Raw genomic sequence first — 24,625 nt, forward strand, 5'->3', positions numbered from 1 at the left:
GTTTCGAACGGTCAAACTTTTCCTTTGCCATCTCGTGGGGCGCCTTATCCTATTGGGGGCCTTGCGTGGCCCGAATTGCTACTGGCCGCGCATTTATTGGCTTCAACCGGGAAAATCAAGCGCTTCATGCGTCTTTCCGACGCCCCGCGCGGGCTGTGCGGAAGGTCGCCCTACTCCGCCGCCTGCGCCCCAACCTTTTCCAACGCCGCCTTGGCCGCTGCCTGCGCCTGCTCTTCCTGCGAGGCCGCGGCCCGCGCTTCTGCGGCCCGCGCCTTGGCCTTGTAGCGTGCGGGCCTGCCGTCATCCTCGAACCAGCCTTCGGCATTGTTCTGCCGCACCAGCCAATTCTCGATCAGCTTGGCCGCCTTCGCGGTCAACTCCTGCATCTGTTCCTCGGCCGTCCGCGTCAGGCCCGATCCCACGACCGTATCCCCCGACAGGCTTTCGATCACGGTGATCAGTTCCGGCGTCTCGTTCAGTCGCGCCTGTTTGGCGTCGTCCCAGGCCGTGACCTTCAGCACCAGCACCGACTTCGGCGCCGCCACCACCGGGATGCCGGCCCGCGCCAGAACATAGGCTTCCAGCGTGATCCCCAAGTGATAAAGCCGCGTGCCCTCCTGCCGCGAGAACCGCGCATCGACCGCCTGCTTCATTGCCGCGATCCACGCCGACTTGCTGGCCTCGCGCGAGAACGGACCTTTTTGCAGGTTGGGTGCCGCGACGACGTTATACCCCAAATGGAAATTGCCGAGGTAGACCGGCACCTCGTCAAGGTCGTCCACCCGCGTGCAGGCCGCCACCCCGGCAACCATCAGCCCCAAGGCCAGTCGTCGCAGCATCCTCGTCCCCCCAATCCGTCCCCTTTCAGCGATAGCAAGGCCGTCCGCCGCTGGCAATTCCCGCCCTGCCCCATATTGCCGCAGATTTCCGCCGCAGGTTTGCCGCCTGCCCTTGCCGCGCCTATGTTTGACACGAGCATCACCGGAGTCCCCATGTCCCACGCCGACACTCCCGTCAAAGTCCCCCTCGTCACCGAGCCGATGGGTATCCTCGGCAGCCTTGGCGCCGCCCGGCGCAACGTGCTCAGCATCATCCCCGAACTGGCCACCCGCCAGCCCATGGTGTCCGGGCGCACCGGCAAGCGCTGGCACATGGTGATGGATCCCGGCGCGATCCGCGAAATGCTGCTCGAGCGGGTCGATACCTATCCCAAGTCAATGGTCACCAAGAATCTGCTCAAACCCGCCATCGGCGAGTCCCTCTTCATTGCTGAAGGCGCGCACTGGCGTTGGCAGCGGCGCACAGCCGCGCCGGTGTTCTCGCACCGCAACGTCATGAACCTTGCCCCGATCATGACCGCCGCCGCCCAGCGCAGCGCCGACCGCGTGGCCCAGGCCGGCCCCCGCGCCATCGACATGGCCGCCGACATGGTGCGCACGACCTTCGACGTCATCGCCGACGTCACCTTTTCCGGCGACGGCATGTTCGACGCCGACGCGGTGCATCGCGGCATCGACGCCTACATCTCCGAGGCCGGCAAGATCTCCCTCCTGGACGTGTTGGGCGCACCCGACTGGGTGCCACGCCCCGGCCGCCTGATCTTTTCGCGCAATGCCGTGGGCGAGATGCGCCGCATCGCCGACGAGGCGATCGAGGCCCGGCGCCAGCGTGGGCCAGAGGGCGTGCCCGACCTGCTCGACCTGCTGATGGACGGCGAAGACCCCAAGACCAAGCGCCAGATGAACACGGCCGAGTTGCGCGACAACCTGCTGACCTTCATCGTCGCCGGCCACGAGACCACGGCGCTCACCCTGGGCTGGTCGCTCTACCTCTGCGCCTTCGACCAGAGCGTGCAGGACCGCGCCCGCGCCGAACTCCGCGCGGTCTGCGGCGAAGGCCCCGTGACGGGCGAGCACGTGGAAAAACTCCCCTTCATGCGCCAGATCATCGACGAGGCCCTGCGCCTCTACCCGCCCGCCGGAATGGTGTCGCGCACCGCCATGGCCAACGACACGCTGTGCGGGCGCGAGATCCGCAAGGGCGATACTGTGATCCTGCCGATCTACGCGCTGCACCGCCATCACATGCTGTGGGACGATCCCGACGCCTTCCGCCCCGACCGATTTGCCGACCGCAAGGCGGTCGAACGCTACGCCTACCTGCCCTTCGGCGACGGCCCGCGCATCTGCATCGGCGCCAGCTTTGCCTTGCAAGAGGCGGTGATCATCCTCGGCACCCTCCTGAACCGCTTCCGCTTCACCCCGGTCGCGGGCCGCGACCCGGACCCGGTGATGATCCTCACCCTGCGCCCCGAAGGCGGCGTCTGGCTCGAGGCCGAGCCGGTCTCAACGCCCCAACCGGCCTCCGTGGCCTGACCATGCCGCGCGCTAACGTGGCGTAGGGTGGGTGAAAACCCACCTCTTTGGTGGGTGAAAACCCACCACTCTGGCGCGTGATAACCCACGCACCCCGACGCTAGCCGCCCAAGACCGTCGGCCAGTTCGCCTCGCCCTTTGACACGTTGCCGGGGACATCCCCCAACCAACGCTGACGCACCGATTTGTTGTAATTGGGGTAAAGCCTGCCCTGATGCACCGTCCACGCATCCTTGTCGCCATGCGCGGTGTAGCCCTGCGAGACTGCCCAGGCGCAATACCCACCAAAGGCCGGCGCATATTTCTGCGGGTTCGCCTCGAACGCCGCCTGGTTCTCGGCCGACGAAAATCGCCACTTCGCGCCGTTCCATTCGGTCACGAACTTGTCCGAGCCGGCCACCCCGTTGGCCCCCGGTTCCAGCCCGAAATACGCCACCACGTCCGCGCCATCCGCCGCATAGGCCCGGTTCTGGTACCAGCGCGGCTCATCGGCCATCACCGGCCTTGCCAGCAGAGCCGCCGCGCCGCTTGCGATCAATACCCGTCGTGTCAAAAGCATGTCCATCCTCCTTGCATCCATCTGCAAGCAAGCTAAGCGGCACCCCCCGCACACGACAAATCAATCTCAGGTGAAACGGTTGTTACGCGGAAACCCCCGTGGCGCCATGCGCCCCGCGCCCGCGCGCCGCGCGGTCCATTCCTCCAGCGCCGTCTCGGTGCGTGTCCGACCCGCCGGATCAAGCCAGCTCAGCCCTTCGGCCAAAGTGAAGGTCGTGGCATCCGACAACCCGCCATCCTTGTATTTCTGCAACCGCACGCCCTTGCCGCGGCCCATCTCGGGCAACTCGTCCAGCGGGAAGATCAGCACCTTGCGGTTCTCGCCCACGCAAGCAACGTGATCGCCCGTGACCGCCCGGCACACCTGCGCCCGCACACCTTCGCGCACGTTCAGCACCTGCTTGCCCGAGCGTGTCTGCGCCACGACCTCGTCCTCGGGCACGATGAACCCGTCACCCGCCGAGGACGCCACCAGCAATTTCCGGCCCGGCTTGTGGATAAAGATCGCCACGATATCCGACTCGTTCGGCAGGTCCACCATCAGGCGCAAGGGCTCGCCCATCCCCCGCCCGCCGGGCAGGTTGGCCGCACTCAGCGTATAGAACCGTCCGTTCGTGCCGAACACCAACAGCCGGTCGGTCGTCTCGGCATGGAAGATGAACCGCCCTTCGTCACCATCCTTGAACTTCAATTCGCGGTCCAGGTCGATATGCCCCGACATGGCCCGGATCCACCCCATCTTGGAACAGACCACGGTGATCGGCTCGCGGTCGATCATCGCCTCCAGCGGCACCTCCTCGACCTCGCCCGCCTCGGCAAAGGTGGTGCGCCGCGCGCCGCCCTCATACTCCTTGCCGAATTTCTTCTTCACCTCTTTCAGCTGGTCCGAGATCGCGTCCCACTGCAGCCCCTCGCTGTCCAGAAGGTCCTCCAGCCCGGCGCGCTCTTCCATCAGGGCATCGCGCTCCTTGACCAGCTCGATCTCTTCCAGCCGCCGCAAGCTGCGCAGCCGCATGTTAAGGATGGCCTCGGCCTGCACCTCGGTCAGCCCGTCCTCGCCACCCTCGGCAGGCGGCACGTAATCCGCCTCGTCCCGGGCGCGGACGAACTCCCGCCCCCAATCCTCGCGCATCAGCGCCGCCTTGGGATCGTCGTCATAACGGATGATGTCGATCACCCGGTCGAGGTTCAGGAAGGCCACGATAAGCCCTTCCAGCACCTCCAGCCGGTGGTCGATCTTCTCCATCCGGTGCTCGCTGCGCCGGATCAAAACCTCTCGCCGGAAATCCAGGAACGCGCGCAGCACTTCCTTCATCGAACAGACCTTGGGGGTCACCCCGTCGATCAGCACGTTCATGTTCAGGCTGAACCGCACTTCCAGGTCCGAGTTGCGATAGAGCGACTGCATCAGCACCTCGGGCTCCACGTTCTTCGAACGAGGCTCAAGGATCACGCGGATGTCGTCTGCGCTCTCATCCCGCACATCCGCCAGTATCGGCACCTTCTTGGTCTGGATGACCTCCGCCAGCTTCTCGATCAGCTTGGATTTCTGTACCTGATAGGGGATTTCCGTGACCACGATCTGCCACTGCCCGCGCCCCAGATCCTCCACCTCGTAGCGGCACCGTAGCCGGAACCCGCCCTTGCCCGTCCGATAGGCCTGCGCGATGGCCTCGGCCGGCTCCACGATAATGCCGCCCGTCGGAAAATCCGGCCCCGGCACGTAATTCAGCAGCGTGTCATCCCTCGCGTCCGGCGTCTTGATCAGGTGCAGACACGCATCCACCAGTTCCGCGATATTGTGCGGCGGAATGTTGGTTGCCATCCCCACCGCGATCCCGCTCGACCCGTTGGCCAGCAGGTTCGGAAACTGCGCCGGCAGCACCACAGGCTCGGTCAACGTGCCATCGTAATTGTCACGGTAATCGACCGCGTTCTCGTTCAGCCCCTCCAGCAGGGCCTCGGCCACGATGGTCAGCCGCGCCTCGGTGTACCGGCTGGCGGCCGGGTTGTCGCCGTCGATATTGCCGAAATTCCCTTGCCCGTCGACCAGCGGGTAGCGCACGTTGAAATCCTGCGCCAGACGCGCCATCGCGTCATAGATCGCGGCATCGCCATGCGGATGATAATTGCCCATCACGTCGCCGCTGATCTTCGCCGACTTGCGGAAGCCCCCCGTCGCCGAAAGCCGCAGCTCGCGCATTGCAAACAGGATCCGCCGGTGCACCGGCTTCAGCCCGTCGCGCGCGTCCGGCAAGGCGCGGTGCATGATGGTCGACAGCGCATAGGTCAGATAGCGCTCGCCGATGGCGCGGCGCAGCGGCTCCGCCACGGATTTGCCACCATCTTCGGGGCCTATATTGGGGTCATCGACCAAATCACTCATAGATGCTGTGATATCCCCCGCCCTTGCGCAGGTAAAGCACAGGTTGGGCAGATTCCGCACCTTTTCCCATGCCGCACGGAACCGAATCGTGTAAATTAGGTTATCCGGTTAATGCAAAAGATTGTGATTTTGGGGGGCTTGGCCCGATGTGGCGCTTTATTCTTGTGACATTCGCTTTCCTCGCCTTCGCCTTCTGGGAGATGAGCGGCGGCGCCGATTATGCACCCGGCGCCAACTCGATTCAGGCGCAGTGGAACCAGCCCGACCCGGCCCCGGCCGAGGCGTCCGAGACCCGCACCGCCGCCGCCGATCCGGCTCCCCGCGCCGAACCCGAACAGATCGAAGTCCCCACAGCACAAAAACCCGAGCGTTTCCAGATCACACTGGCCTCCATCGGCGAGATGGCCGAGGCCGGCGCGGCGCAGGAAACCGCCCGCACCGAACGGGTCGAAGACAAGGCCCGCTTCCTGACGCAGCCTGAGACCAGCGAGGACAACGCCGTGCTGGCCGCACTTCAAGACGGCGGCGAAGCAGCCGAAGACGTGCGGCGCGACTGGCCCGGCGCGATCGAGCTTTTCGAACAGCAGGCCTCGCAGGCCAAGCTGCGCCGCGAGGCCGAGGCGGCGGCCCGCTCCGCTCGCGCCGACAGTTCCGGCATGGACCTGCGCTTTGTCACCGCCACCTCGGCCAACATGCGCGGCGGTCCCGGCACGGATTACGCCCGCCTCGGCTCGCTCGACGAAGGCGCCGAAGTGGCCGTGCTCAGCGCGCCCGGCAACGGCTGGCTGGAGCTTGAGGTGGTCGACACCGGCGAAATCGGCTGGATGGCCGACTGGCTGGTCAGCGAACCGGCCCAATAGCACGGCCCACGCCCCCGTCAGAACGATTGCATATGGCCGCGGACCGCGCCAAGGTCCGCGCATGACAATGCGCACGCTTCTCATTACCGGCTCTTCCTCCGGCATCGGATACGAGGCCGCCCACCACATGCGCGCCCGCGGCTGGCGCGTCTTCGCGTCCTGCCGCCAAGCCGCCGATTGCGACCGGATGCGCGCCGAAGGCTTCGACAGCCCGCTGATCGACTACCAGGATCCCGCCACCATCGCCTCGGGCCTTACCGAAGTGCTCGATGCTACGGGCGGCACGCTCGATGCGCTCTTTAACAACGGCGCTTTCGGCTGTCCCGGCATGGTCGAGGATCTGCCCACAGACGCCCTGCGCGCCATCTTCGAGGCCAATTTCTTTGGCTGGCACGAGCTGACCCGCCAGGTCATCCCGGTGATGCGCGCCCAGGGGCATGGCCGGATCGTGCAGAACTCCTCGGTGCTCGGCTTCGCCACCCTGCGGATGCGCGGCGCCTACAACGCCACCAAGCACGCGCTTGAGGGGCTGACCAGCACAATGCGGATCGAGATGCGCGACACGCCCCTCCACATCATCCTGATCGAACCGGGGCCGGTCACGTCCAAGATCCGGGAAAACTCGATCCCCCATTTCGAACGCTGGATCGACTGGGAAAATGCGCCCGCCCGATCGCTCTATGAAAAGCGCCTGCTGCCCCGGCTTTATAACGCCGGCGGCCCCGACACGTTCGAGCTGCCCGCCACCGCCGTCGCCCGGAAACTGACCCATGCGCTGGAATCACCCCGCCCCCGGCCACGGTATTACGTGACCACACCCACCTATCTGCTCGACGCGTTGCGGCGCATCCTGCCCACACGCGCCCTCGACTGGATCCAGGCCCGGCTCTAGCGAGACGCCTCGTGCGGGCCTGCGCGCCTGCTTGCGTCACCATGGCCTATTCGCCTTTCCGCCCATGCGGGCTACGTCGCCCAAAACCAGACAAACCACGGAACCGACATGCTCAACGACCCCCTCTTCATAATCGTCGCCCTCGCCTGCGCGGTGGTCGGCGTCATCCTCATCCTGGGCATTTCCAACTTCGGCAAGGAAGGCATCGACAACGCCAAACGCTCGAACAAGTTCATGCGCTGGCGCATCATCGCGCAGTTCATCGCGGTGGTCCTGATCCTGCTTTTCGTCTATATCCGCCGCCAAATGGGAGGTGAATGAACATGGTCGTTCTCAACAAGATCTACACCAAAACCGGCGATCACGGCGAAACCGCGCTCGGCAACGGGTGTCGCGTGGCCAAGCACTCCATGCGCGTCACCGCCTACGGCACCGTGGACGAGGTGAACGCCACCGCGGGCCTTGCCCGCCTTCATGCCGAGGGCGAAACCGACGCCGCCCTCGCGCGTATCCAGAACGACCTTTTCGATCTCGGCGCCGATCTCTGCCGCCCGGACATGGAAAACGACGACAAGGCGGAATTCACGCCGCTGCGCATGGTCGACAGCCAGGTCGCGCGCCTGGAATCCGAGATCGATACGATGAACAAGGTGCTCGAACCCCTGCGCAGCTTCATCTTGCCCGGCGGGTCTGCGCTCTCGGCACATCTGCATCTCTGCCGCACCGTCTCGCGCCGCGCCGAACGGCTGACGGTGGAACTGGCCACGATGGAACACGTGAACCCGGCGGCGGTGAAATACCTCAACCGCCTCAGCGACTGGTTCTTCGTCGCCGCCCGCATGGCCAACGATTCGGGCCGCGACGACGTGCTCTGGACTCCGGGCGCCAACCGCTGATGCCGTGCAACGCGCCGGGCAAGCCAGGCAAGAATCGCCGCACCGCACCGGAAACGCGACGTCGCAAGTCGGAAACGTGACGATTTTACCCTGTTTCCCCGGCTAACAGTTCTGTATCTAACGCCCCAGAGCAAGAGGCGGGGTCGCATCACAGCGGCTCTGCGCAATTTTTTAGGGAGACCATGCCGATGAAGGTGCTCGTGCCTGTCAAACGCGTGATCGACTACAACGTGAAGGTCCGCGTCAAGGCGGACGGATCGGGCGTCGATCTTGCCAATGTCAAAATGTCGATGAACCCGTTCGACGAAATCGCCGTCGAAGAGGCCATTCGCCTGAAAGAGGCCGGCAAGGCCGATGAGGTCGTCGCCGTGTCCATCGGCGTCAAGCAGGCGCAGGAAACCCTGCGCACCGCGCTGGCCATGGGCGCAGACCGCGCCATCCTGGTCGAGGCCGCCGACGACGTGCACACCGATATCGAACCGCTGGCCGTCGCCAAGATCCTCGCCGCCGTCGTCAAGGAAGAAGAACCCGGCCTCGTGATCGCCGGCAAGCAGGCCATCGACAACGACATGAACGCCACCGGCCAGATGCTGTCGGCCCTGCTGGGCTGGTCCCAGGGCACCTTCGCCTCCAAGCTGGACATCGACGGCGACAATGCCGTGATCACCCGCGAGGTCGATGGCGGTCTGCAGACGATCAAGGTCAAGATGCCCACGATCGTCACCGTGGACCTGCGCCTGAACGAGCCGCGCTATGCGTCGCTGCCGAACATCATGAAGGCCAAGAAAAAGCCGCTCGACGAGAAAACCGCCGCCGATTACGGCGTCGACGTCGCGCCGCGCCTCGAAATCGTGAAGACCGAAGAGCCCGAGGCCCGCAAGGCCGGCGAAATGGTCGGATCGGTCGACGAACTTGTCGCCAAACTCAAAGAAGCGGGGGCCGTGTAAATGTCTGTACTTCTTCTTGCCGAAGTCAACGATGGCGAACTGGCGCTCGACGCCACCGCCAAGGCCGTCACCGCCGCCAAGCAACTGGGCGACGTGACCGTGCTCTGCGCCGGGGGCTCTGCCGCCGCCGCCGGGGAGGCCGCCGCCAAGATCGACGGTGTCTCCAAGGTCCTCGTGGCCGAGGATCCCTCGCTGGGCCACCGCCTGGCGGAATCCACCGCAGCGCTCATCGTGTCGCTCGCGGATGACTACGAGCATATCGTGGCCCCCGCCACCACCGACGCCAAGAACGTCATGCCCCGCGTGGCCGCCCTTCTTGACGTAATGGTGATCTCCGACGCCTCGGGCGTTGTCGACGCCGACACGTTCGAGCGTCCGATCTACGCCGGCAACGCGATCCAGACGGTGAAATCCTCCGACGCCAAGAAGGTCGTCACCTTCCGCACCTCGACCTTCGATGCCGCCAGCGACGGCGGCTCGGCCTCGGTCGAGACCATTTCCGCCGCCGACAACCCCGGCCTTTCGGAATGGGTCGAGGACAAGGTCGCCGAATCCGACCGCCCCGAGCTGACCTCGGCCGGCATCGTCGTCTCCGGTGGCCGCGGTGTCGGTTCGCAAGACGACTTCAAGCTGATCGAGAACCTCGCCGACAAGCTCGGCGCCGCCGTGGGCGCGTCCCGCGCCGCCGTGGACTCGGGCTATGCCCCCAACGACTGGCAGGTCGGCCAGACCGGCAAGGTCGTGGCCCCCGACCTCTATATCGCCGTCGGCATCTCGGGCGCGATCCAGCACCTTGCGGGGATGAAGGACTCCAAGGTCATCGTCGCCATCAACAAGGACGAAGAAGCGCCGATCTTCCAGGTCGCCGATTACGGCCTCGTGGCCGACCTCTTCACCGCCGTGCCGGAACTGACCGAAAAACTCGGCTAATCCGTCCCGCACATGACATCGAACTGACCCGCCCCCGTGGCGGGTCTTTTCGTTTGGACGGCCGCAACCCGCGCCCGACCATTCCTCCTCGCTCACGGGTGTAGGGTGGGTGAAAACCCACGCGCCTCCGACTGCAAGCGCTCACGGGTCCAACACCCCCGCGAGAACCGGGATCAACGCCTCCGCCACCGCGTCATGCGCCGCCTGCCCCGGCAGATCCCGTGGCGCGTCCCGTTCGCCCCCCGCCGCGTAGGGTGGGTGAAACCCCACGCCTTGACCGTCTCGCGCCACTTTGCCGGCTTCCACGAACGCCACCGCGTGCCGCTGCAAAGCCACGACCATCTCGCGCCCCACCAAAACCGGCTCGCACCGCGCCTCGACCCTGTCGTCATCCCGGTCCAGGTCGCGTTCGGAACACCACAACAGGATCACGGGCGCCCGGATCTCCGCAATCAGGCGCCGCATTCCATCACTCCACGCCTGCTTCAATCCCTGCCGCACGTCATCGAACCGCTCCGCAGAGACGGTATGCAGATGCATCAGCATGTGCCGCGTGAAACTGAACTCGGTGAAATCCACCTCCGGGAACAGCGCCCGCAACGGCGCTTCCGCCCGCAGGAACCGATCGTTGCGCCGCGAATGCACCTTGTAGAACGGGTTTGACAGGTTCGCCGCGCAAGGCACTTGCAAGACCACTGCCGCCGCCCCGGACGCGATGCGCGTCAGGCCCGGATCGCCCAGCATTACGTCGATGCCCGCATTGGGCTGGCCAAGGTTCACGCACGCCACGCCCGTCGCCGCTTCGATACCTTGCGCGAAGGGCCGGCTGACGAACTTGCCATAGGTCTCGGTCCCGCCAAGGAACGCCACATATTCATTCGTGAGGCTCCGCTTCGGCCCCCGAAACGCCAGCTTCGACGCCCCGTACCGGCACGCCTCCGGCGCCGCTTTCCAGCGGCCCTTGCCATGAAAGGACATCACGCCCACCTCATTATACTCACCCAATCGCCAGCTTTGGGCCGCAGGTCTTGCGATTCCGTTAAACGCTCAATTCGCCCAGAATTTTAACGTCCGCTTTCCCTTGCAGCGCCCTCGGCACGGGGCATATGGTGTCGCAAAAGCGAAAGGGACCTGCATGGACATCCGCAAGGTGGGCGTCGTCGGCGCCGGACAGATGGGCAACGGAATCGCGCATGTGATGGCCGTCGCGGGCTATGACGTCCTGCTCAACGACATCAACCAGGAGGCGCTGGACAAGGGCCTCGGCGTGATCAAGTCGAACATGGACCGCATGGTCAGTCGCGACAAGATGAAGGCCGAGGACCGCGATGCCGCCTTGTCGCGCATCACCACCACGCTCGACCTGCCCGAACTGGGCAAGACCGACCTCGTCGTGGAATCCGCCACCGAGCGCGAGACCGTCAAACAGGCCATCTTCGAGGATCTGGTGCCGCATCTCGGCCCCGACACGATCCTCACGTCGAACACCTCGTCGATCTCGATCACCCGGCTGGCCAGCCGCACCGACCGCCCCGAGAAATTCATGGGCTTCCACTTCATGAACCCCGTGCCGGTCATGCAACTGGTGGAACTCATTCGCGGCATCGCCACCGACAAGCCCACCTACGACGCCTGCCTCGCCGTCGTGGAAAAGCTCGGCAAGACCGCCGCCAGTTCCGAGGATTTCCCCGCCTTCATCGTTAACCGCATCCTGATGCCCATGATCAACGAGGCGGTCTATACCCTCTACGAAGGCGTCGGCTCCGTTACCTCCATCGACACGTCGATGAAGCTCGGCACCAACCACCCGATGGGCCCTCTGGAGCTGGCGGATTTCATCGGGCTGGACACTTGCCTTGCCATCATGAACGTACTGCACGACGGGCTGGCGGACACCAAATACCGCCCCTGCCCGCTGCTGACGAAATATGTCGAGGCCGGCTGGCTGGGTCGCAAGACCGGTCGTGGCTTCTACGATTACCGCGGCGACGAGCCCGTGCCCACGCGGTAATGAATGCGCTCCGCCGGTCTTTTCTCTACACTCTGACCGCCGGTGCCGGGGCCGTCACGCTGGCCGCAGGAGCGACCGGACTTTTCCGCGCGACCGGCACGACCGCGGACATCGTTGCGACTCGTGAAAGCCCGCGACTTCCGCTGGCGGATGTTCCGGAAGGCGAGACCAGAACCTTCAAGATCAGCGGCCGGCCCCTGCTGATCTGGCACCGCAACGCGGAGCAGACCGAACGGGCGCTGGCGCAAGACGTCTCCGACGACTGGCGCGATCGCAGGCCCCAGCGCGGCTGGTCCGGGCAACTCCTGCTGCCCTATGACCGGAACAGAACGGTCGATCACAAATGGCTCGCGATCTGGAACGTCTGCCCCCGTTTCCGATGTATACCGCTGGCACAACATGGCGATTTCGGCGGCTTTTTCTGCCCCTGCGGCGGTTCGCATTTCGACATGGCAGGCCGCATTCGCAGGGGACCAGCCGCCAGGAACATGCGGACTGTCCCCGCGAGGATCACCGATGACGGGCGGGAAATGGACGTGTTTTCGGCCTTCGGGCTGACTCCACCGCCCGGATAAGCCATCGCATTCACTGTTCCCGAAATACTCCCGCCGGAGGCATGAAACTCTTGCGACCCGACGTCACCGCTCGCCCAAGCTCAACGTATGCTCGCGCAGCCACGCCATGAACCCGCGCGTCACATCCGTAGGGTGGGTGAAAACCCACGCCCGGCACCTTGCGTAGGGTGGGTTAAAACCCACGCGTACCTTCACCCCTCGCCCAGGCTCAACGTATGCTCGCGCAACCACGCCATGAACCCGCGCGGGTCCTTGTCCAAAAGCTCCATCTGCTCCGGCGTGATCGGCTTGCCCACCACCGGCTTCTGCGGATGGTTGCACCCCCGCACCACCTCGTGCAGCAACAGGCTCTGGCGCAGCGTCGCCGAGATGCAATTTGCCATCTGGTAGGCCCGTGAATTGGCGCCGGGGAAGTAGATCGGCACCACCGTTGCCCCCGACCGGCGGATCATCTGCGCGGTGAATACGTTCCACTCCCGCTCCTTGACCGGCCCGAACAGGCTGTCCGACGACGCCACCACACCCGACGGGAATACGCTGATCGCGCCGCCTTCCTTGAGGTGCGCCATCGCCTTGGCGCGCATTTCCACCGACTTGCGCTGCGCGTCGGGCTCGTGCGGGAACGGCACCGAAATCATGTAGGACGCCGCCACTTCGTCGATCCCCGTCAGCAGCGCCCGCGTCAGGATCTTGTAATCGGTCCGCCGCCGTCCGATCAGGTCGGCCAGGATCATGCCATCGACCAACCCGTGCGGATGGTTCGCCACGACCACCACCGGCCCGGTCTCGGGGATATTGTCGATCTGCTCCTGCGACGTAAGCAGCGGGATACCCATCGTATCCAGCGCCGCCCGCCAGAACGGCTGGCCCGTGGGCGCGCCGCGCTTTTCGAACGCCTTGATCATCTTGATGATCGTCAGCTTGCCGGTGACCCACTCGATCGCCCGAATGGTAAAGGCCGTGGCCGGGCTGTCGAAAGAATTGGCATAGGTCAGACTGCGCCGGTCATACTTGGTGAAATTGACCGATCCGGGCTGCGCCTCGCCGCTCTGATCCTGCGCCTTGTCCGCCACGTGGTCTGTTCCCGTTCCGCCGCGCATCGCGCGCCTACATGTCCTCGCCGAACCGGTCGGCCACCAACGCGCTCACGGCATCCGCCAGCGCCTCGGCGTCGGGCCCCCAGGCTCGCACGTCAATAGTCGTTCCGCGTGACGCTGCCAACATCAAAAGGCCCATGATGCTGTCCGCGCCCGTGGTCTGCCCATCATGGCTGACCTCGGCTTGCGCGTCGAATCCCTCGACCACCTCCACCAGCTTGGCCGCCGCGCGCGCGTGCAGCCCCTTCTCGTTGACGATCTTGATCTCGCGGGTGACGGTGTCTGTCATGTCGGTCTTGGTCTTTCCGGGTCTGCCCGCATCACGGGGTGTGGCTGTCTATGTACTTGCGGCCGGCATCCAGCGCGGCACGCGCGGCCTCGGGCACCGGCAGGTCGCGGCTCTTGGCCAGCTTCAGCAGCATCGGCAGGTTCGCCCCGTAAAGGATGCGCCGGTTCTCCGGCTGGCACGCCTTGAGCGACAGGTTGGCCGGCGACGCGCCAAAGATGTCCACCACGATCAGAACGCCGTCGCCCGTATCCACCTCGTCGGCCACCCGGCAGATCTCGTCCTGTTTCTCGCCGCGGTCGAAATCGCCCTCGATCGGGATGGCGCGGATACCGGACTGGCTGCCGACGACGTGCTCGATCGCCTTCAGATAGCCTTGCGCCAGGCCGCCATGTGCCACGATCACGATCCCGATCACGCTCCGATGTCCCTTTCCTTCGCTGCCTCGGCCGCTGCGCCGGGGCCTGACGGCACAAGCAAGCCGCGCCGTTCCAGTTCGCGATGCCTTATAGACACCTGCCAGCCCGCCTCTGCAAGGGTCTCGGACAAGGTTTCTGCCATCGTGACGCTGCGGTGCTGCCCGCCGGTACAGCCAAAGCCGATCGCCAGATACGCCTTGCCTTCCGCCTTGTAGGCCGGCAAGAGCTGCCGCACCAGATCGCCCACGCGGTCCGCAAACCCCTCGAACATAGGATCGCCGCCCACATAAGCCCGCACCTGCGCGTCCTGCCCGGTCAACCCGCGCAGGCCGGCCTCCCAATAGGGGTTCCGCAGGAACCGGCAATCCAGCACCATGTCCAGGCCCCTCGGCAGCCCGCGCTTGTAGGAAAACGACTGAACCGAGACCGACATCTGCCCGCCGTCTCCCGGCGCGAACCAGCGTGACAACTCCGCGCGCAGATCGTGCGGCGACAGCTCGGACGTGTCGATCAGGATATCCGCCCGCGCCCGGATCGGGCCGAGCAGGTCAAACTCCCGCGCGATCCCCGCATCCGGCGTCTCGGCGGGGGCCAGCGGGTGGCGTCGGCGCGTCTCGGAAAACCGGCGCGTCAGAACCTCGGCGCTGCTGTCGACGTAAAGCACCTGCAACTGCACCGTCGCATCCGCACTCAGCGTGTCGATCACCTCGATCAGCGCGTTGGTCGAGAAATCGCGGTTGCGCGTGTCCACGCCCAGAACCAGCGGCTTGTCCGGTCCGTTGCCTTCGATCAGGCGCGGCAGCAGGGACAGCGGCAGGTTGTCGATCGCCTCGAACCCCATGTCCTCCAGCGCACGGATCGCCGTGGTGCGCCCGGCCCCCGACGGGCCGGTCACCAGAACCAATCTGTTGCTTACCGGGCCTGCCGACATCGCGGGCCACTCCTCATTCCAGCCGCTCGCCCCTTAGATATACTGCCACCGCGGCAGGAAAATGGGCGCTCTCGGATTTGTTAATGACAGGCAAGGCGATGCCCATCAGCCGCGCCGTGCGGGCTTGGGGAAGGCGCTCGGTCTCAACCTCGTCCATATTCACGACCAGCGCAACCTTGCACGGCCCCTGCGCCGGCGCCGAAAGGATACCCACGCCCCGCGCCTCGATCTGCCCTCGGATCGTGTCCGGCGCGTCGGCCCAGAGCGTTTCGCCCTCCGCCCAAACCACCGTGCGGTCGTCCGCCACCAATCCCGCGCCCAGCGCCAGAAGCTCCAGCGCCAGCCCGGATTTGCCGCTGCCCGACGCCCCGCGGATCAGCACCGCGCGGTCTGCCATGGCGACACAGGTGGCGTGGAGAGTCTCCGTGTCGGTCATGAAACTGGTCCGGCACCGCGCGCCCCGCACGCCGCACCTGCGCGATCAGACCGGCAAACCCACGACAAAGCGCGCCCCCAACGGGTCCGAAGTGACGTCGGCATCGGTGGGCCGGATGTTCTCGGCCCAGATCACGCCTTCATGCGCCTCGACGATCTGCTTCGAGATCGACAGGCCAAGGCCCGAATTGTTGCCGAAATCATTGGCGTCGCGCTGCGAATAGAAGCGGTTGAAGATCTTGGTCAGCGCCTGTTCGGGGATGCCCGGCCCGGTATCCTCGACCACCACGACCACGCGGTTTTCACGCTTGCGGGCCCACAGGCGAATGGCGTCGCCTTCCTCGCAGAACGAGGTGGCGTTGGTAATCAGGTTCACGAAAACCTGCGCCAACCGCGCCTCCAGCCCCATGATGACGATCGGGTCCTTGGGAAAATCGGTGATGAACTCGACGCCCTTCTGCTGCGCCTGTTCGCCCAGGTAATGCGCCAGGTTGTCCAGCATCTGAATCAGGTCGAAGGCTTCCTGTTCCTCGCGCACCAGTTCGCTGTCCAGACGCGAGGCGTTGGAGATATCGCTCACCAGCCGGTCGAGCCGACGCACGTCGTGCTCGATCACGTTCAGCAGTTTCTCGCGCTGGTCCTCGCGCTTGGCCACCCGCATCGTGCCCACGGCGCTGCGCAAGGACGCCAGCGGGTTCTTGATCTCGTGCGCCACGTCCGCCGCGAACTGCTCGTTGCCGTCGATGCGGTGGTACAGCGCCGTCACCATCCCGCGCAACGCGCCGCTAAGACGCCCGATCTCGTCGGGCCGCGCGGTCAGGTCCGGGATGCGGACGCGCCCGCCGCCATTCTTGCCGCCCTGGCGGTTGCGTGCGCCGCCCACCTCGGCGGCAGCGGCCAGCTCGGCCAGCGGGTTTGCAATGGTCGAGGCCAGGATCAGCGACAGCCCGACCGACACCAGCGTCGCCACCAGGAACATCTGCAACACGCGCTCGCGCTCCATCCGGCTCAGCTTGTCGATCTCGCCCGACGCGCTCGACAGCGCGACCACGCCCACCGGCCGGTCGCCCTGCATGATCGGTGTCGCCACCGCGAAAATGGTCGACCCGTCGTCGTCGCCGCGGCCCACTTGAGTGCCTTCGTCCAGCGCGTCCTCGACCAGCCCCTGCGCCAGCGTCTCCACGCTGATTTCCGTTTCATTCACCAAGATTGCCGAAAACGGGGCCGACACCCAGTTCCACACGTGGTTCAGCGCATCCGTGATCACCGTGGGCTTGTCCGGGACATCCGCACCCGGGCGCGCCAGGTGTCCTTCGGTCCGGCCCACCAGCTGGGCCGCGCGGTCATAGACCAGCACCTGCACCCCCTGCTGCACGTCCAGGCCCTCCAGCGTGCCCGCGACATCCAGCCCGTCCATCGCCACAAGGCTGACGGGCGCGCCTTCGGGCAACTGCGCCTCGAACACGTCGGCAATCAGCTCCACATCGCTTTGCAGCCCGTCGGCGTGCTGCTGCGCCAACCCGTCGCGCGACGAATTGAGATAGAGGATCCCCGCCACCAGCACGTTCAGCGCGATCAGGTTGAAGGTGATGATCTTGCGCGTGAGCGACCCGCCGCCGCCGCCGAAATAGCCCCGGCGCGCGCGGCGCATCCGGACCTCTTCCTCGACCACGTTTTCCGGCGCCACGAAATCATCGCCAAGAACGACGCCGTCATCGTCATTCAGCGTGTGATCGCGCACCTGGAACCCCTCCGCCAATGCCATGTCTCAGGCCATCATTCCTCGTTGTAACGATACCCGATCCCGTACAGCGTTTCGATGGCCGAAAATTCCGGGTCCACCATCCGCAGTTTCTTGCGGAGGCGCTTGATATGGCTGTCGATGGTCCGGTCGTCCACATAGACCTGGTCGTCATAGGCCACGTCCATCAGCTGGTCGCGGCTCTTGACGAAACCGGGTCGCTGCGCCAGCGCCTGCAACAGCAGGAATTCCGTCACCGTCAGCGACACATCCTGGCCTTTCCACGACACCGCGTGGCGCAAGGGGTCCATGCGCAGCTCGCCGCGCTCGATCACCTTGGTGTCCTCGGTGTCGGCCACCACGTTGCCGTCCACCGCATCCTGCCGGCGCAACAGCGCGCGGATACGTTCCACCAGCAAACGCTGGCTGAACGGTTTCTTGACGTAATCGTCCGCGCCCATTCGCAGGCCCAAGACCTCGTCGATCTCGTCGTCCTTGGAGGTCAGGAAAATCACCGGCATCGCCGATTTCTGCCGCAGCCGCTGCAACAGGTCCATCCCGTCCATACGCGGCATCTTGATATCCAGCACCGCCATATCGGGCAGCTTCTTGCTGAATGCTTCATAGGCCTGCTGACCGTCGTTGTAGGTTTCGACCTCGAAGCCCTCTGCCTCAAGAGTCATGGAGACCGATGTCAGAATATTTCTGTCATCGTCCACAAGGGCGATTTTCGACATTATGATTTCCTTGTACTGCTCGGTTGCCTGCTTTTTTCGGGTACTATGGGCCGTTTTCGGCTTTTTAATCAATCCCAAACTGCGAATCAGCCGGGCTTTCCCGACCATCTGACGCGAAAATGTCTTAGGAATGGCTAAATTGACTCACTTTACCGGCCGGCGGTTGCAGACCCATGGCGGCGGCGCGCCCATGATGGCGCTAACGACAGGCATGGTGGCGCTAACGCCCGGTTTGATTGCGCTAACTGTGCATTTGCGTCCTGTTCAATCATAAAACCGTCATGTTAAGACGCCGGCGAAACGGCCGGCACGCGCCGGTTTCTCACCGCCGAAATCGGCGGACCTGCATGGCCAGCCCCGCCACCAAGGGCGGACGGCCGGAACTCAAGGAGCGCACGCATGTCAGCAGGACGGGTCAATCCCAACTTCACCCTCGAGGATCAAGGCATCACCGGACTGGGCGAAGTTCACTACAACCTGATCGAACCCGCCCTGATCGAAGCGGCCCTGCGCAAGGGTGAGGGACGTCTCGGCAAGGGCGGCACCTTCCTCGTTTCCACCGGCCAGTTCACCGGCCGCTCGCCCAAGGACAAGCATGTCGTCAAGACCGACAGCGTCGCCGAACACATCTGGTGGGAAAACAACGCGCCGATGTCGCCCGAGGCCTTCGACCAGCTCTATACCGACATGGTCGCCCACATGCAGGGCCGCGATTACTTCGTGCAGGATCTCGTGGGCGGCGCCGACCCGGCCCATTCGATCAACATGCGCATGGTCACCGAACTCGCGTGGCACGGCCTTTTCATCCGTCACATGCTGCGCCGTCCCGAACGCGAGGCGCTCGACAGCTTCACCGCCGATTTCACCGTCATCAACTGTCCCAGCTTCAAGGCCGACCCGGCCAAGCACGGCTGTGTGTCGGAAACCGTGATCGCCATCAACTTCGACCGCAAGCTGATCCTGATCGGCAACTCCGAATACGCCGGGGAGAACAAGAAATCGGTCTTCTCTGTGCTGAACTACCTGCTGCCGGAAAAAGGCATCATGCCGATGCACTGCTCGGCCAACCACGCCAACGGCAACCCCGTGGACACCGCCATCTTCTTCGGCCTTTCGGGCACCGGCAAGACCACGCTTTCGGCCGATCCCGACCGCACGCTGATCGGCGATGACGAACACGGCTGGTCCGACCGCGGCACCTTCAACTTCGAGGGCGGCTGCTATGCCAAGACGATCAACCTCGACCCGCAGGCCGAGCCCGAGATCTATGCCACGACCGAGAAGTTCGGCACCGTGATCGAGAACATGGTCTATGACGAGGAAACGCTCGAACTCGACTTCGAGGATGACAGCCTTACCGCCAACATGCGCTGCGCCTACCCGATGAGCTATATTTCCAACGCCTCGGAAACCGCGCTTGGCGGGCATCCCAAGAACATCATCATGCTGACCTGCGACGCGTTCGGCGTCCTGCCCCCCATCGCGCGCCTGACCCCGGCGCAGGCGATGTACCACTTCCTGTCGGGCTTCACCGCCAAGGTCGCCGGAACCGAGCGTGGCCTGACCGAGGCCGAGCCGACCTTTTCCACCTGCTTCGGCGCGCCCTTCATGCCGCGCCGCCCCGAGGTCTACGGCAACCTTCTGCGCGAAAAGATCGCCAAGCACGGCGCGACCTGCTGGCTGGTCAATACCGGCTGGACCGGCGGCGCCTACGGCACCGGCGAGCGGATGCCGATCAAGGCCACCCGCGCCCTGCTGACAGCCGCGCTGGACGGCTCCCTGAACGAGGTCGAGTTCCGCAAGGATCCCAATTTCGGCTTCGAGGTCCCAGTCAGCGCGCCCGGCGTGCCCGAGGTCCTGCTGGACCCGCGCCGCACATGGGACGACGGCGACGCCTATGACGCGCAGGCCGAGAAACTGGTCAAGATGTTCGCCGACAATTTCGAGCAGTACGTGCCCTATATCGACGAGGACGTGAAAGCCGCCGCCATCGGCTAAGGCGCACATGTCCCGACCGGGCCGAAACCGCCCCCGCGCCTCTGGTGCGGGGGCTTTTGATGGCGGGCGTTTGTGGCTGCCACGCGCTTGCGCGGCGCGTCTCCGCGCCGGACGTCACACCGCCCGTCCCGGACTTGATCCGGGACCTCATGCCCCAGTCCCGGAGCTTCGCGCGCGTAGGGTGGGTGAAACCCACGCGTCTCCCCGTCGCGATTCAAAACCCTACCCGCTCCGCCACTACCGCGGCGCACCCTTGGTCTACGGACTCTCCACCGGCGGCGCCACGTTCCTACCGTAGGGTGGGTGAAAACCCACGCGCCACCCCCCTACCGTGGCGCACCCTTGGTCAACGGGTTCTCCACCGGCGGCGGCGGCGCGTTCATACCGTAGGGTGGGTGACACCCCAGGCGGAGCACCACTACCGTGGCGACGCCGTCGTCAATGGACTCCCCTCCGGCGGCGGCGCGTCCATACCGTAGGGTGGGTGACAACCCACGCGGCGCGCCACCCTACCGCGGCGCACCCTTGGTCAACCGGCTCTCCATCGCCGGCGGCGCCACGCCCCTACCGTAGGGTGGGTGAAAACCCACGCGCCCCGCCACCCTACTGCGGCGCGCCCTTGATCAACCGCCTCTCCACCGGCGGCGCCACGTCCATACCGTAGGGTGGGTGAAAACCCACGCGCTCCACCACTACCGCGGCGCACCCTTGGTCAACCGCCTCTCCACCGGCGGCGCCACGTTCATACCGTAGGGTGGGTGAAAACCCACGCGCCCGGCCACTACCGCGGCGCACCCTTGGTCAACGGGCTCTCCACCGGCGGCGGCGCCACCTCCATCACCCCCAGCGCATCGAACCCGCCCAGCACCGCGTCCACCGCGATGGTCGCCAGCACGATCCCCATCACCCGGCTGATCACGCTGGCCCCGGTACTGCCGATCACCCGGTGCACATAGGTCGCCGCCAGCAACAGCCCCAGTGTCAACAACAGCACCACCATCAGCAGCGCCGCCGTAATGGCCTGGTCAGTCAGCGAGGCGGTGTCGTTGTCCGTCAGGATCACGATGGCCAGCATCGCCCCGGGCGACGCGATCGACGGCATCGCCAGCGGAAAGACCGCGCCCGCCAGGTGGTCGCGCTCGGCCTCCTCGATTTCGCGCGCGGGCTTCGACTCTCCGAAAATCATCGTCAGCGCGAACAGAAACAGGATGATCCCGCCCGCGATCTGGAACGACCCCAGCCGCAGCCCAAGCGATTCCAGCAGGAATTGCCCGCCCACCAGGAACGCCAGCAGCACCAGCGCCGCAATCGCCACCGCCCGCAGCGCGAAACGCCGGTGCAGCGCACGCGGCACACCCTGCACCGCGAAAAGGAAGACCGGGATCGACCCAACCGGGTCGATCACGACGATCAGCGTCACCAGTTCTCGTGCAAGGGCGGCCCAGTCCATGGCGCGGTGCCTCTCAGGTCGGTGGCGGTGCGCGAACGCCCGGCGGCGCCCGGGCGGCCCGCCCCATGATGCTTACGCAAAGCCGCCCGGTTTTGAAAGTGTCGCGACTGCCCCGAGCCGCCGTTTCCGCAAGGGCCGATACTCAATTCAGCTACTCTTTCTGCGCCCCCGTACTAGTTCAACGGCAACGGGTTCATCGGGGGCATGGGGATGCTGAGCGACGACAACCCCTCTATCGGACGTTTCGACAAGTCGTTCCTGATCCACATGATCCGGGACTTTTTCATCATCCTCGTCATCGTCACCGTGCTTGAGTTTTCGCTCAAGGCCGCGCTCGTCTATTACAACTACGTCGCCAACGGCGAGGACGAGGCCCAGGTCGTGGCCGAGGACCTGGCCGACAACGTGCGCTCGATCATGCGCAACGAAGGCGGGCCGGTGGCCGCCCGCACCATGTATCCCATCCTCGAGACCAACTGGTCCGATCTGGGCTACGTCATCGCCATCGAACCCGCCCCGGTCACCGTGGCCTCGATCGAGGAGGGCTTCGGCTTCACTCCGGTGGGTATTCCGGCAGAGGACTGGCCCGAGGGCAATTTCCGCGTCTCCAGCGTCGATGTCGAGGCCGAGGCCTTCTGCCTTGCCTGCCACACGCAGGCCGAGGTCGGTGATACGCTCGGCACCGTCACCGTGCGCAACTACCTCGCCCGCGACTTCGCACTCTGGGCCGAGGACGTGCGCCTGACCGCGGCCCTTTCGGCAGGCAAGATCGTGCTGCACTCGTTCCTTCTGTTCCTGATCCTGCGCGCCCGACTGGAGCCGCTGATGGAACTGCGCTCAACCGTCAGCAGGCTCGCCCGCGCCTATGGCAGCCTCGGCCACCGGGCCGAGATCCGCACATCCGACGAATTCGGCGTGCTGGCCCGCGACCTCAACCTCTTTCTCGACCGCATTTCGACCATCATCGGCGAACTGGACGCCGTGCTGGCCAAGGTGGTTGCCGTCAATGACGACGTCATCGCGCTGCAAAGCGATCTGCGCGGCTCGATCGACCGCGTGGTCTCGGACGTACGCCGCCTGGAACGCGACGCCATGATCTCGGCCAAGCGCGAGCCGCGCCTGTCGAACGAATGGTTCGCCGCTGTGCGCGGCCAGATCGCTGAGCTTGACGCCGCCCTGCCCGAGACCGAGACCGCCTCGGCCGCCGAATTGCTCGAGTCCCTGCGCGCCGTCGTCGCCGATGCCGAGGCCAAGATCGCCTCGTCCGAGGAGGTGTTCCGCAAGCTGGCGGATATCGGCGACCAAAGCGAGACGCTCAAGGGCTCGATGCTGGAAATGACCCGGCTCGAGGAGCGCCTGCAAAGCATCGTGGAAACCTGCGGCAACCTCGTGCGCCGCCTGCAACCCGAAGACCGCAAGCCCGAGGCGTGACATTGCCCCGTAATGCAGGGCGCCACGCCTATCTCAGCGAAGGCCGGAACCAATTCGGCAACGCCCCTGCCGGTCTCGCGTCCCGGCTGGCACCGTAGGGTGGGTGAAAACCCACGCGATCCCACGCCGCAATTACTTCGGCAACGTCCCTTCCAGGACATAGCGCAGGATATCAACCACCTGCCCCGGCTCGCGCGTCACGGCCAGCGCCGCGGCGTCCACCTCTTTCAACGCATGGTCATGCTCCGGTGGCTGCAGAATGATCAGCGACTTGCCCATCGCGCTGGCGTAGCCTGCGTCAAAGGCCGCGTTCCACTGCTTGTACTTGTCGCCGAACCGCACGACCACCACGTCGGCCTCCTCGATGCCCTTGCGCGTCCGGATCCCATTCACCATCGCGCCCTTGTGGTCGTGCCAATACTTGTTCTCTTCCGCGCCCAGGATCTCCACGCCGCAATCGTCACTGGCCCCGTGATCCGTCACCGGCGCGGAAAATTCCACGTCCAGGCCCTTGGCCCCCTCGATGATCTGCTCGCGCCAGTCGGTATGGATCTCGCCGGAAAGGTATACGCTCAGCATCTATTATCCTCCTTGTTCATTGTCGCCGCACAATCTGCATCCCGCGCCCCGGATGACAAGCCGAACGCGGCACGACATCCACCGTAGGGTGGGTGAAAACCCACGCGCTTCCGCGTGCGCCGTACCGCGATTCAATCTCACCCGCGCAGCGTGCCACCCGTCGCCTTCGTGACCTTCTCGACGATCTTGGCCGATACGGCCTCGATATCCGCGTCCTTCAACGTCTTGTCCGTGGGTTGCAACCGCACCGTCAGCGCGAGGCTCTTCTTGCCCTCGCCCAGGCTGCCGCCGATGAACTCGTCGAACACGCGCACATCCTCGATGAGGGATTTATCCGCCCCGGCGGCGGCGTTGACCAGCGTCAGCGCCTCCACGTCGGCATCCACCACGAAGGCGAAATCGCGTTCCACCGCCTGCAGATCGCTGGCGGTCATCGCACCCCGGTTGGCATCCGCTTTGCGCGGCAGCGGGATCTCGGCAGGATACAGCGTAAAGCCCACGACCGGCCCCTTCACATCCATCTCGCGCAGAACCTTCGGGTGCAGCTCGCCAAAAACGCCCAGCACCTTCTTCGGCCCCAGGCAGATCATCCCGTGCCGCCCCGGATGCCACCACTCGGACGCGCCGCGCAGGATCTGTACCTTCGCCGGTGCGTCCAGCGCCCCCAGGATCGCCTCGGCATCCGCTTTGGCATCATACAGATCCACCGGACGGCTCGCCTTGTGCACATCCTTCGGTCCTGTCCGGCCCACCAGAATACCGCTCACCTGGACATGCTGCTCGCCCGGCTCGCCACCGTGAAACGCATGGCCCAGCTCAAACAGCGCAAGGTCCGTCGCCCCCCGCGCCTGGTTCCGCGCCGCGGCCTGCAACAGTCCCGGCAACAGATCGGGTCGCATGTGGCTCATCTCGCTGCTGATCGGGTTGGCCAGCATCGTGGCATCTTCGCCCCCGCCGAACAGCGTCGCACTCGCCTTGTCGATGAAGCTGTAGGTGACGCACTCGTTATAGCCTAGCGCCGCCGCCATGCGCCGCGCCGCCCGCTCGCGCTGCTGCGCGGTGCTCAGGATCGGCTCGGGCACGCCCGCCTG

The 24,625-nt window shown here is 65.3% G+C and carries 25 protein-coding genes; 11 read left to right on the forward strand and 14 right to left on the reverse strand.

Translation table 11 applies throughout. The features are described 5' to 3' along the window. Nucleotides 1-170: 170 nt before the first annotated feature. The gene (locus tag XM53_RS23930) at nt 171-839 is read right to left on the reverse strand and encodes a hypothetical protein (protein WP_057794221.1); all 669 of its coding nucleotides are present in this window, start codon (nt 837-839) and stop codon (nt 171-173) included. 153 nt (nt 840-992) lie between these two features. On the opposite strand from XM53_RS23930, the gene XM53_RS13615 reads away from it, so the two are divergent. After that, nucleotides 993-2,375: a cytochrome P450 gene (locus XM53_RS13615; protein WP_057794223.1), complete on the forward strand. Its 1,383-nt coding sequence runs from the start codon at nt 993-995 to the stop codon at nt 2,373-2,375. A gap of 100 nt (nt 2,376-2,475) precedes the next feature. Here the strand turns inward: XM53_RS13615 and XM53_RS13620 are convergent, their stop codons facing one another. Next, entirely contained in the window at nt 2,476-2,934 is a 459-nt protein-coding gene (locus tag XM53_RS13620; RefSeq protein WP_057794260.1) for a YHS domain-containing (seleno)protein, read from the reverse strand. Nucleotides 2,935-3,000: 66 nt separating this feature from the next. Further along, entirely contained in the window at nt 3,001-5,319 is a 2,319-nt protein-coding gene (gene parC, locus XM53_RS13625; RefSeq protein ID WP_057794225.1) for a DNA topoisomerase IV subunit A, read from the reverse strand. A 146-nt stretch (nt 5,320-5,465) separates the two neighbouring features. On the opposite strand from parC, the gene XM53_RS13630 reads away from it, so the two are divergent. The 6 genes from XM53_RS13630 to XM53_RS13655 all read left to right on the forward strand — a co-directional run bounded on the left by XM53_RS13630 (nt 5,466) and on the right by XM53_RS13655 (nt 9,844). Beyond that, the gene (locus tag XM53_RS13630) at nt 5,466-6,179 is read left to right on the forward strand and encodes an SH3 domain-containing protein (protein WP_057794226.1); all 714 of its coding nucleotides are present in this window, start codon (nt 5,466-5,468) and stop codon (nt 6,177-6,179) included. Nucleotides 6,180-6,240: 61 nt separating this feature from the next. After that, a complete protein-coding gene (locus XM53_RS13635) occupies nt 6,241-7,071 on the forward strand; it encodes an SDR family NAD(P)-dependent oxidoreductase (RefSeq protein WP_082631012.1) in 831 nt (276 codons plus the stop codon). A gap of 108 nt (nt 7,072-7,179) precedes the next feature. After that, entirely contained in the window at nt 7,180-7,392 is a 213-nt protein-coding gene (locus tag XM53_RS13640) for a twin transmembrane helix small protein (RefSeq protein ID WP_057794228.1), read from the forward strand. A gap of 2 nt (nt 7,393-7,394) precedes the next feature. Next, nucleotides 7,395-7,967, forward strand: coding sequence for a cob(I)yrinic acid a,c-diamide adenosyltransferase (locus XM53_RS13645; protein ID WP_057794264.1), 573 nt, complete (start codon nt 7,395-7,397; stop codon nt 7,965-7,967). A 188-nt stretch (nt 7,968-8,155) separates the two neighbouring features. Further along, nucleotides 8,156-8,914 (forward strand): electron transfer flavoprotein subunit beta/FixA family protein, encoded by a 759-nt coding sequence (locus XM53_RS13650; RefSeq protein WP_057794230.1) that lies wholly within the window; start codon nt 8,156-8,158, stop codon nt 8,912-8,914. Beyond that, nucleotides 8,915-9,844, forward strand: coding sequence for an electron transfer flavoprotein subunit alpha/FixB family protein (locus XM53_RS13655; protein ID WP_057794232.1), 930 nt, complete (start codon nt 8,915-8,917; stop codon nt 9,842-9,844). A gap of 141 nt (nt 9,845-9,985) precedes the next feature. Here the strand turns inward: XM53_RS13655 and XM53_RS13660 are convergent, their stop codons facing one another. Beyond that, nucleotides 9,986-10,822: a DUF6473 family protein gene (locus tag XM53_RS13660; protein WP_057794234.1), complete on the reverse strand. Its 837-nt coding sequence runs from the start codon at nt 10,820-10,822 to the stop codon at nt 9,986-9,988. A gap of 157 nt (nt 10,823-10,979) precedes the next feature. On the opposite strand from XM53_RS13660, the gene XM53_RS13665 reads away from it, so the two are divergent. Beyond that, complete coding sequence (locus tag XM53_RS13665; RefSeq protein WP_057794236.1) at nt 10,980-11,855, forward strand: 3-hydroxybutyryl-CoA dehydrogenase; 876 nt, start codon at nt 10,980-10,982, stop codon at nt 11,853-11,855. Then, a complete protein-coding gene (gene petA / locus XM53_RS13670; RefSeq protein WP_057794238.1) occupies nt 11,855-12,430 on the forward strand; it encodes a ubiquinol-cytochrome c reductase iron-sulfur subunit in 576 nt (191 codons plus the stop codon). Before XM53_RS13665 ends, petA begins: the two co-directional genes overlap by 1 nt. Before the next feature lie 191 nt (nt 12,431-12,621). Here petA and XM53_RS13675 read toward each other — a convergent pair whose 3' ends face one another. From XM53_RS13675 to XM53_RS13705, 7 genes are read right to left on the reverse strand one after another with little or no spacing between them, the layout of a single operon-like run. Next, entirely contained in the window at nt 12,622-13,530 is a 909-nt protein-coding gene (locus XM53_RS13675) for a lysophospholipid acyltransferase family protein (protein WP_057794240.1), read from the reverse strand. Nucleotides 13,531-13,537: 7 nt separating this feature from the next. Next, the gene (locus tag XM53_RS13680) at nt 13,538-13,816 is read right to left on the reverse strand and encodes an HPr family phosphocarrier protein (RefSeq protein WP_057794242.1); all 279 of its coding nucleotides are present in this window, start codon (nt 13,814-13,816) and stop codon (nt 13,538-13,540) included. A 31-nt stretch (nt 13,817-13,847) separates the two neighbouring features. Further along, a complete protein-coding gene (locus XM53_RS13685; protein WP_057794244.1) occupies nt 13,848-14,231 on the reverse strand; it encodes a PTS sugar transporter subunit IIA in 384 nt (127 codons plus the stop codon). Further along, on the reverse strand, nt 14,228-15,163 hold the full coding sequence (gene rapZ / locus XM53_RS13690; protein WP_057794246.1) for an RNase adapter RapZ: 936 nt from the start codon (nt 15,161-15,163) through the stop codon (nt 14,228-14,230). The genes XM53_RS13685 and rapZ overlap by 4 nt, the downstream gene beginning before the upstream one ends. Before the next feature lie 13 nt (nt 15,164-15,176). After that, complete coding sequence (locus XM53_RS13695; protein ID WP_057794248.1) at nt 15,177-15,599, reverse strand: HPr kinase/phosphorylase; 423 nt, start codon at nt 15,597-15,599, stop codon at nt 15,177-15,179. A gap of 45 nt (nt 15,600-15,644) precedes the next feature. Next, complete coding sequence (locus XM53_RS13700) at nt 15,645-17,363, reverse strand: sensor histidine kinase (protein WP_057794250.1); 1,719 nt, start codon at nt 17,361-17,363, stop codon at nt 15,645-15,647. 11 nt (nt 17,364-17,374) lie between these two features. Beyond that, a complete protein-coding gene (locus XM53_RS13705; RefSeq protein WP_057794252.1) occupies nt 17,375-18,076 on the reverse strand; it encodes a response regulator transcription factor in 702 nt (233 codons plus the stop codon). Nucleotides 18,077-18,475: 399 nt separating this feature from the next. Between XM53_RS13705 and XM53_RS13710 the strand changes: the two genes are divergently transcribed. Then, nucleotides 18,476-20,074 (forward strand): phosphoenolpyruvate carboxykinase, encoded by a 1,599-nt coding sequence (locus XM53_RS13710; protein ID WP_057794254.1) that lies wholly within the window; start codon nt 18,476-18,478, stop codon nt 20,072-20,074. A gap of 781 nt (nt 20,075-20,855) precedes the next feature. Here the strand turns inward: XM53_RS13710 and XM53_RS13715 are convergent. Further along, nucleotides 20,856-21,524 carry a MarC family protein gene (locus XM53_RS13715; RefSeq protein WP_057794256.1) on the reverse strand — a complete coding sequence of 223 codons (669 nt, stop codon included), beginning with the start codon at nt 21,522-21,524 and terminating at the stop codon, nt 20,856-20,858. A 210-nt stretch (nt 21,525-21,734) separates the two neighbouring features. Here XM53_RS13715 and XM53_RS13720 point away from each other — a divergent pair, with 210 nt between their 5' ends. Next, on the forward strand, nt 21,735-22,955 hold the full coding sequence (locus XM53_RS13720; RefSeq protein ID WP_057794266.1) for a HAMP domain-containing protein: 1,221 nt from the start codon (nt 21,735-21,737) through the stop codon (nt 22,953-22,955). Nucleotides 22,956-23,087: 132 nt separating this feature from the next. Here the strand turns inward: XM53_RS13720 and XM53_RS13725 are convergent, their stop codons facing one another. After that, nucleotides 23,088-23,534, reverse strand: a complete 447-nt coding sequence (locus XM53_RS13725) for a YtoQ family protein (protein ID WP_057794258.1) — start codon at nt 23,532-23,534, stop codon at nt 23,088-23,090. Nucleotides 23,535-23,671: 137 nt separating this feature from the next. Then, the coding region (locus XM53_RS13730; RefSeq protein ID WP_456238906.1) for a phenylalanine--tRNA ligase subunit beta-related protein at nt 23,672-24,625 on the reverse strand (954 nt) is incomplete at its 5' end.

It is taken from the genome of Roseovarius atlanticus, assembly GCF_001441615.1.
GTDB lineage: Bacteria > Pseudomonadota > Alphaproteobacteria > Rhodobacterales > Rhodobacteraceae > Roseovarius > Roseovarius atlanticus.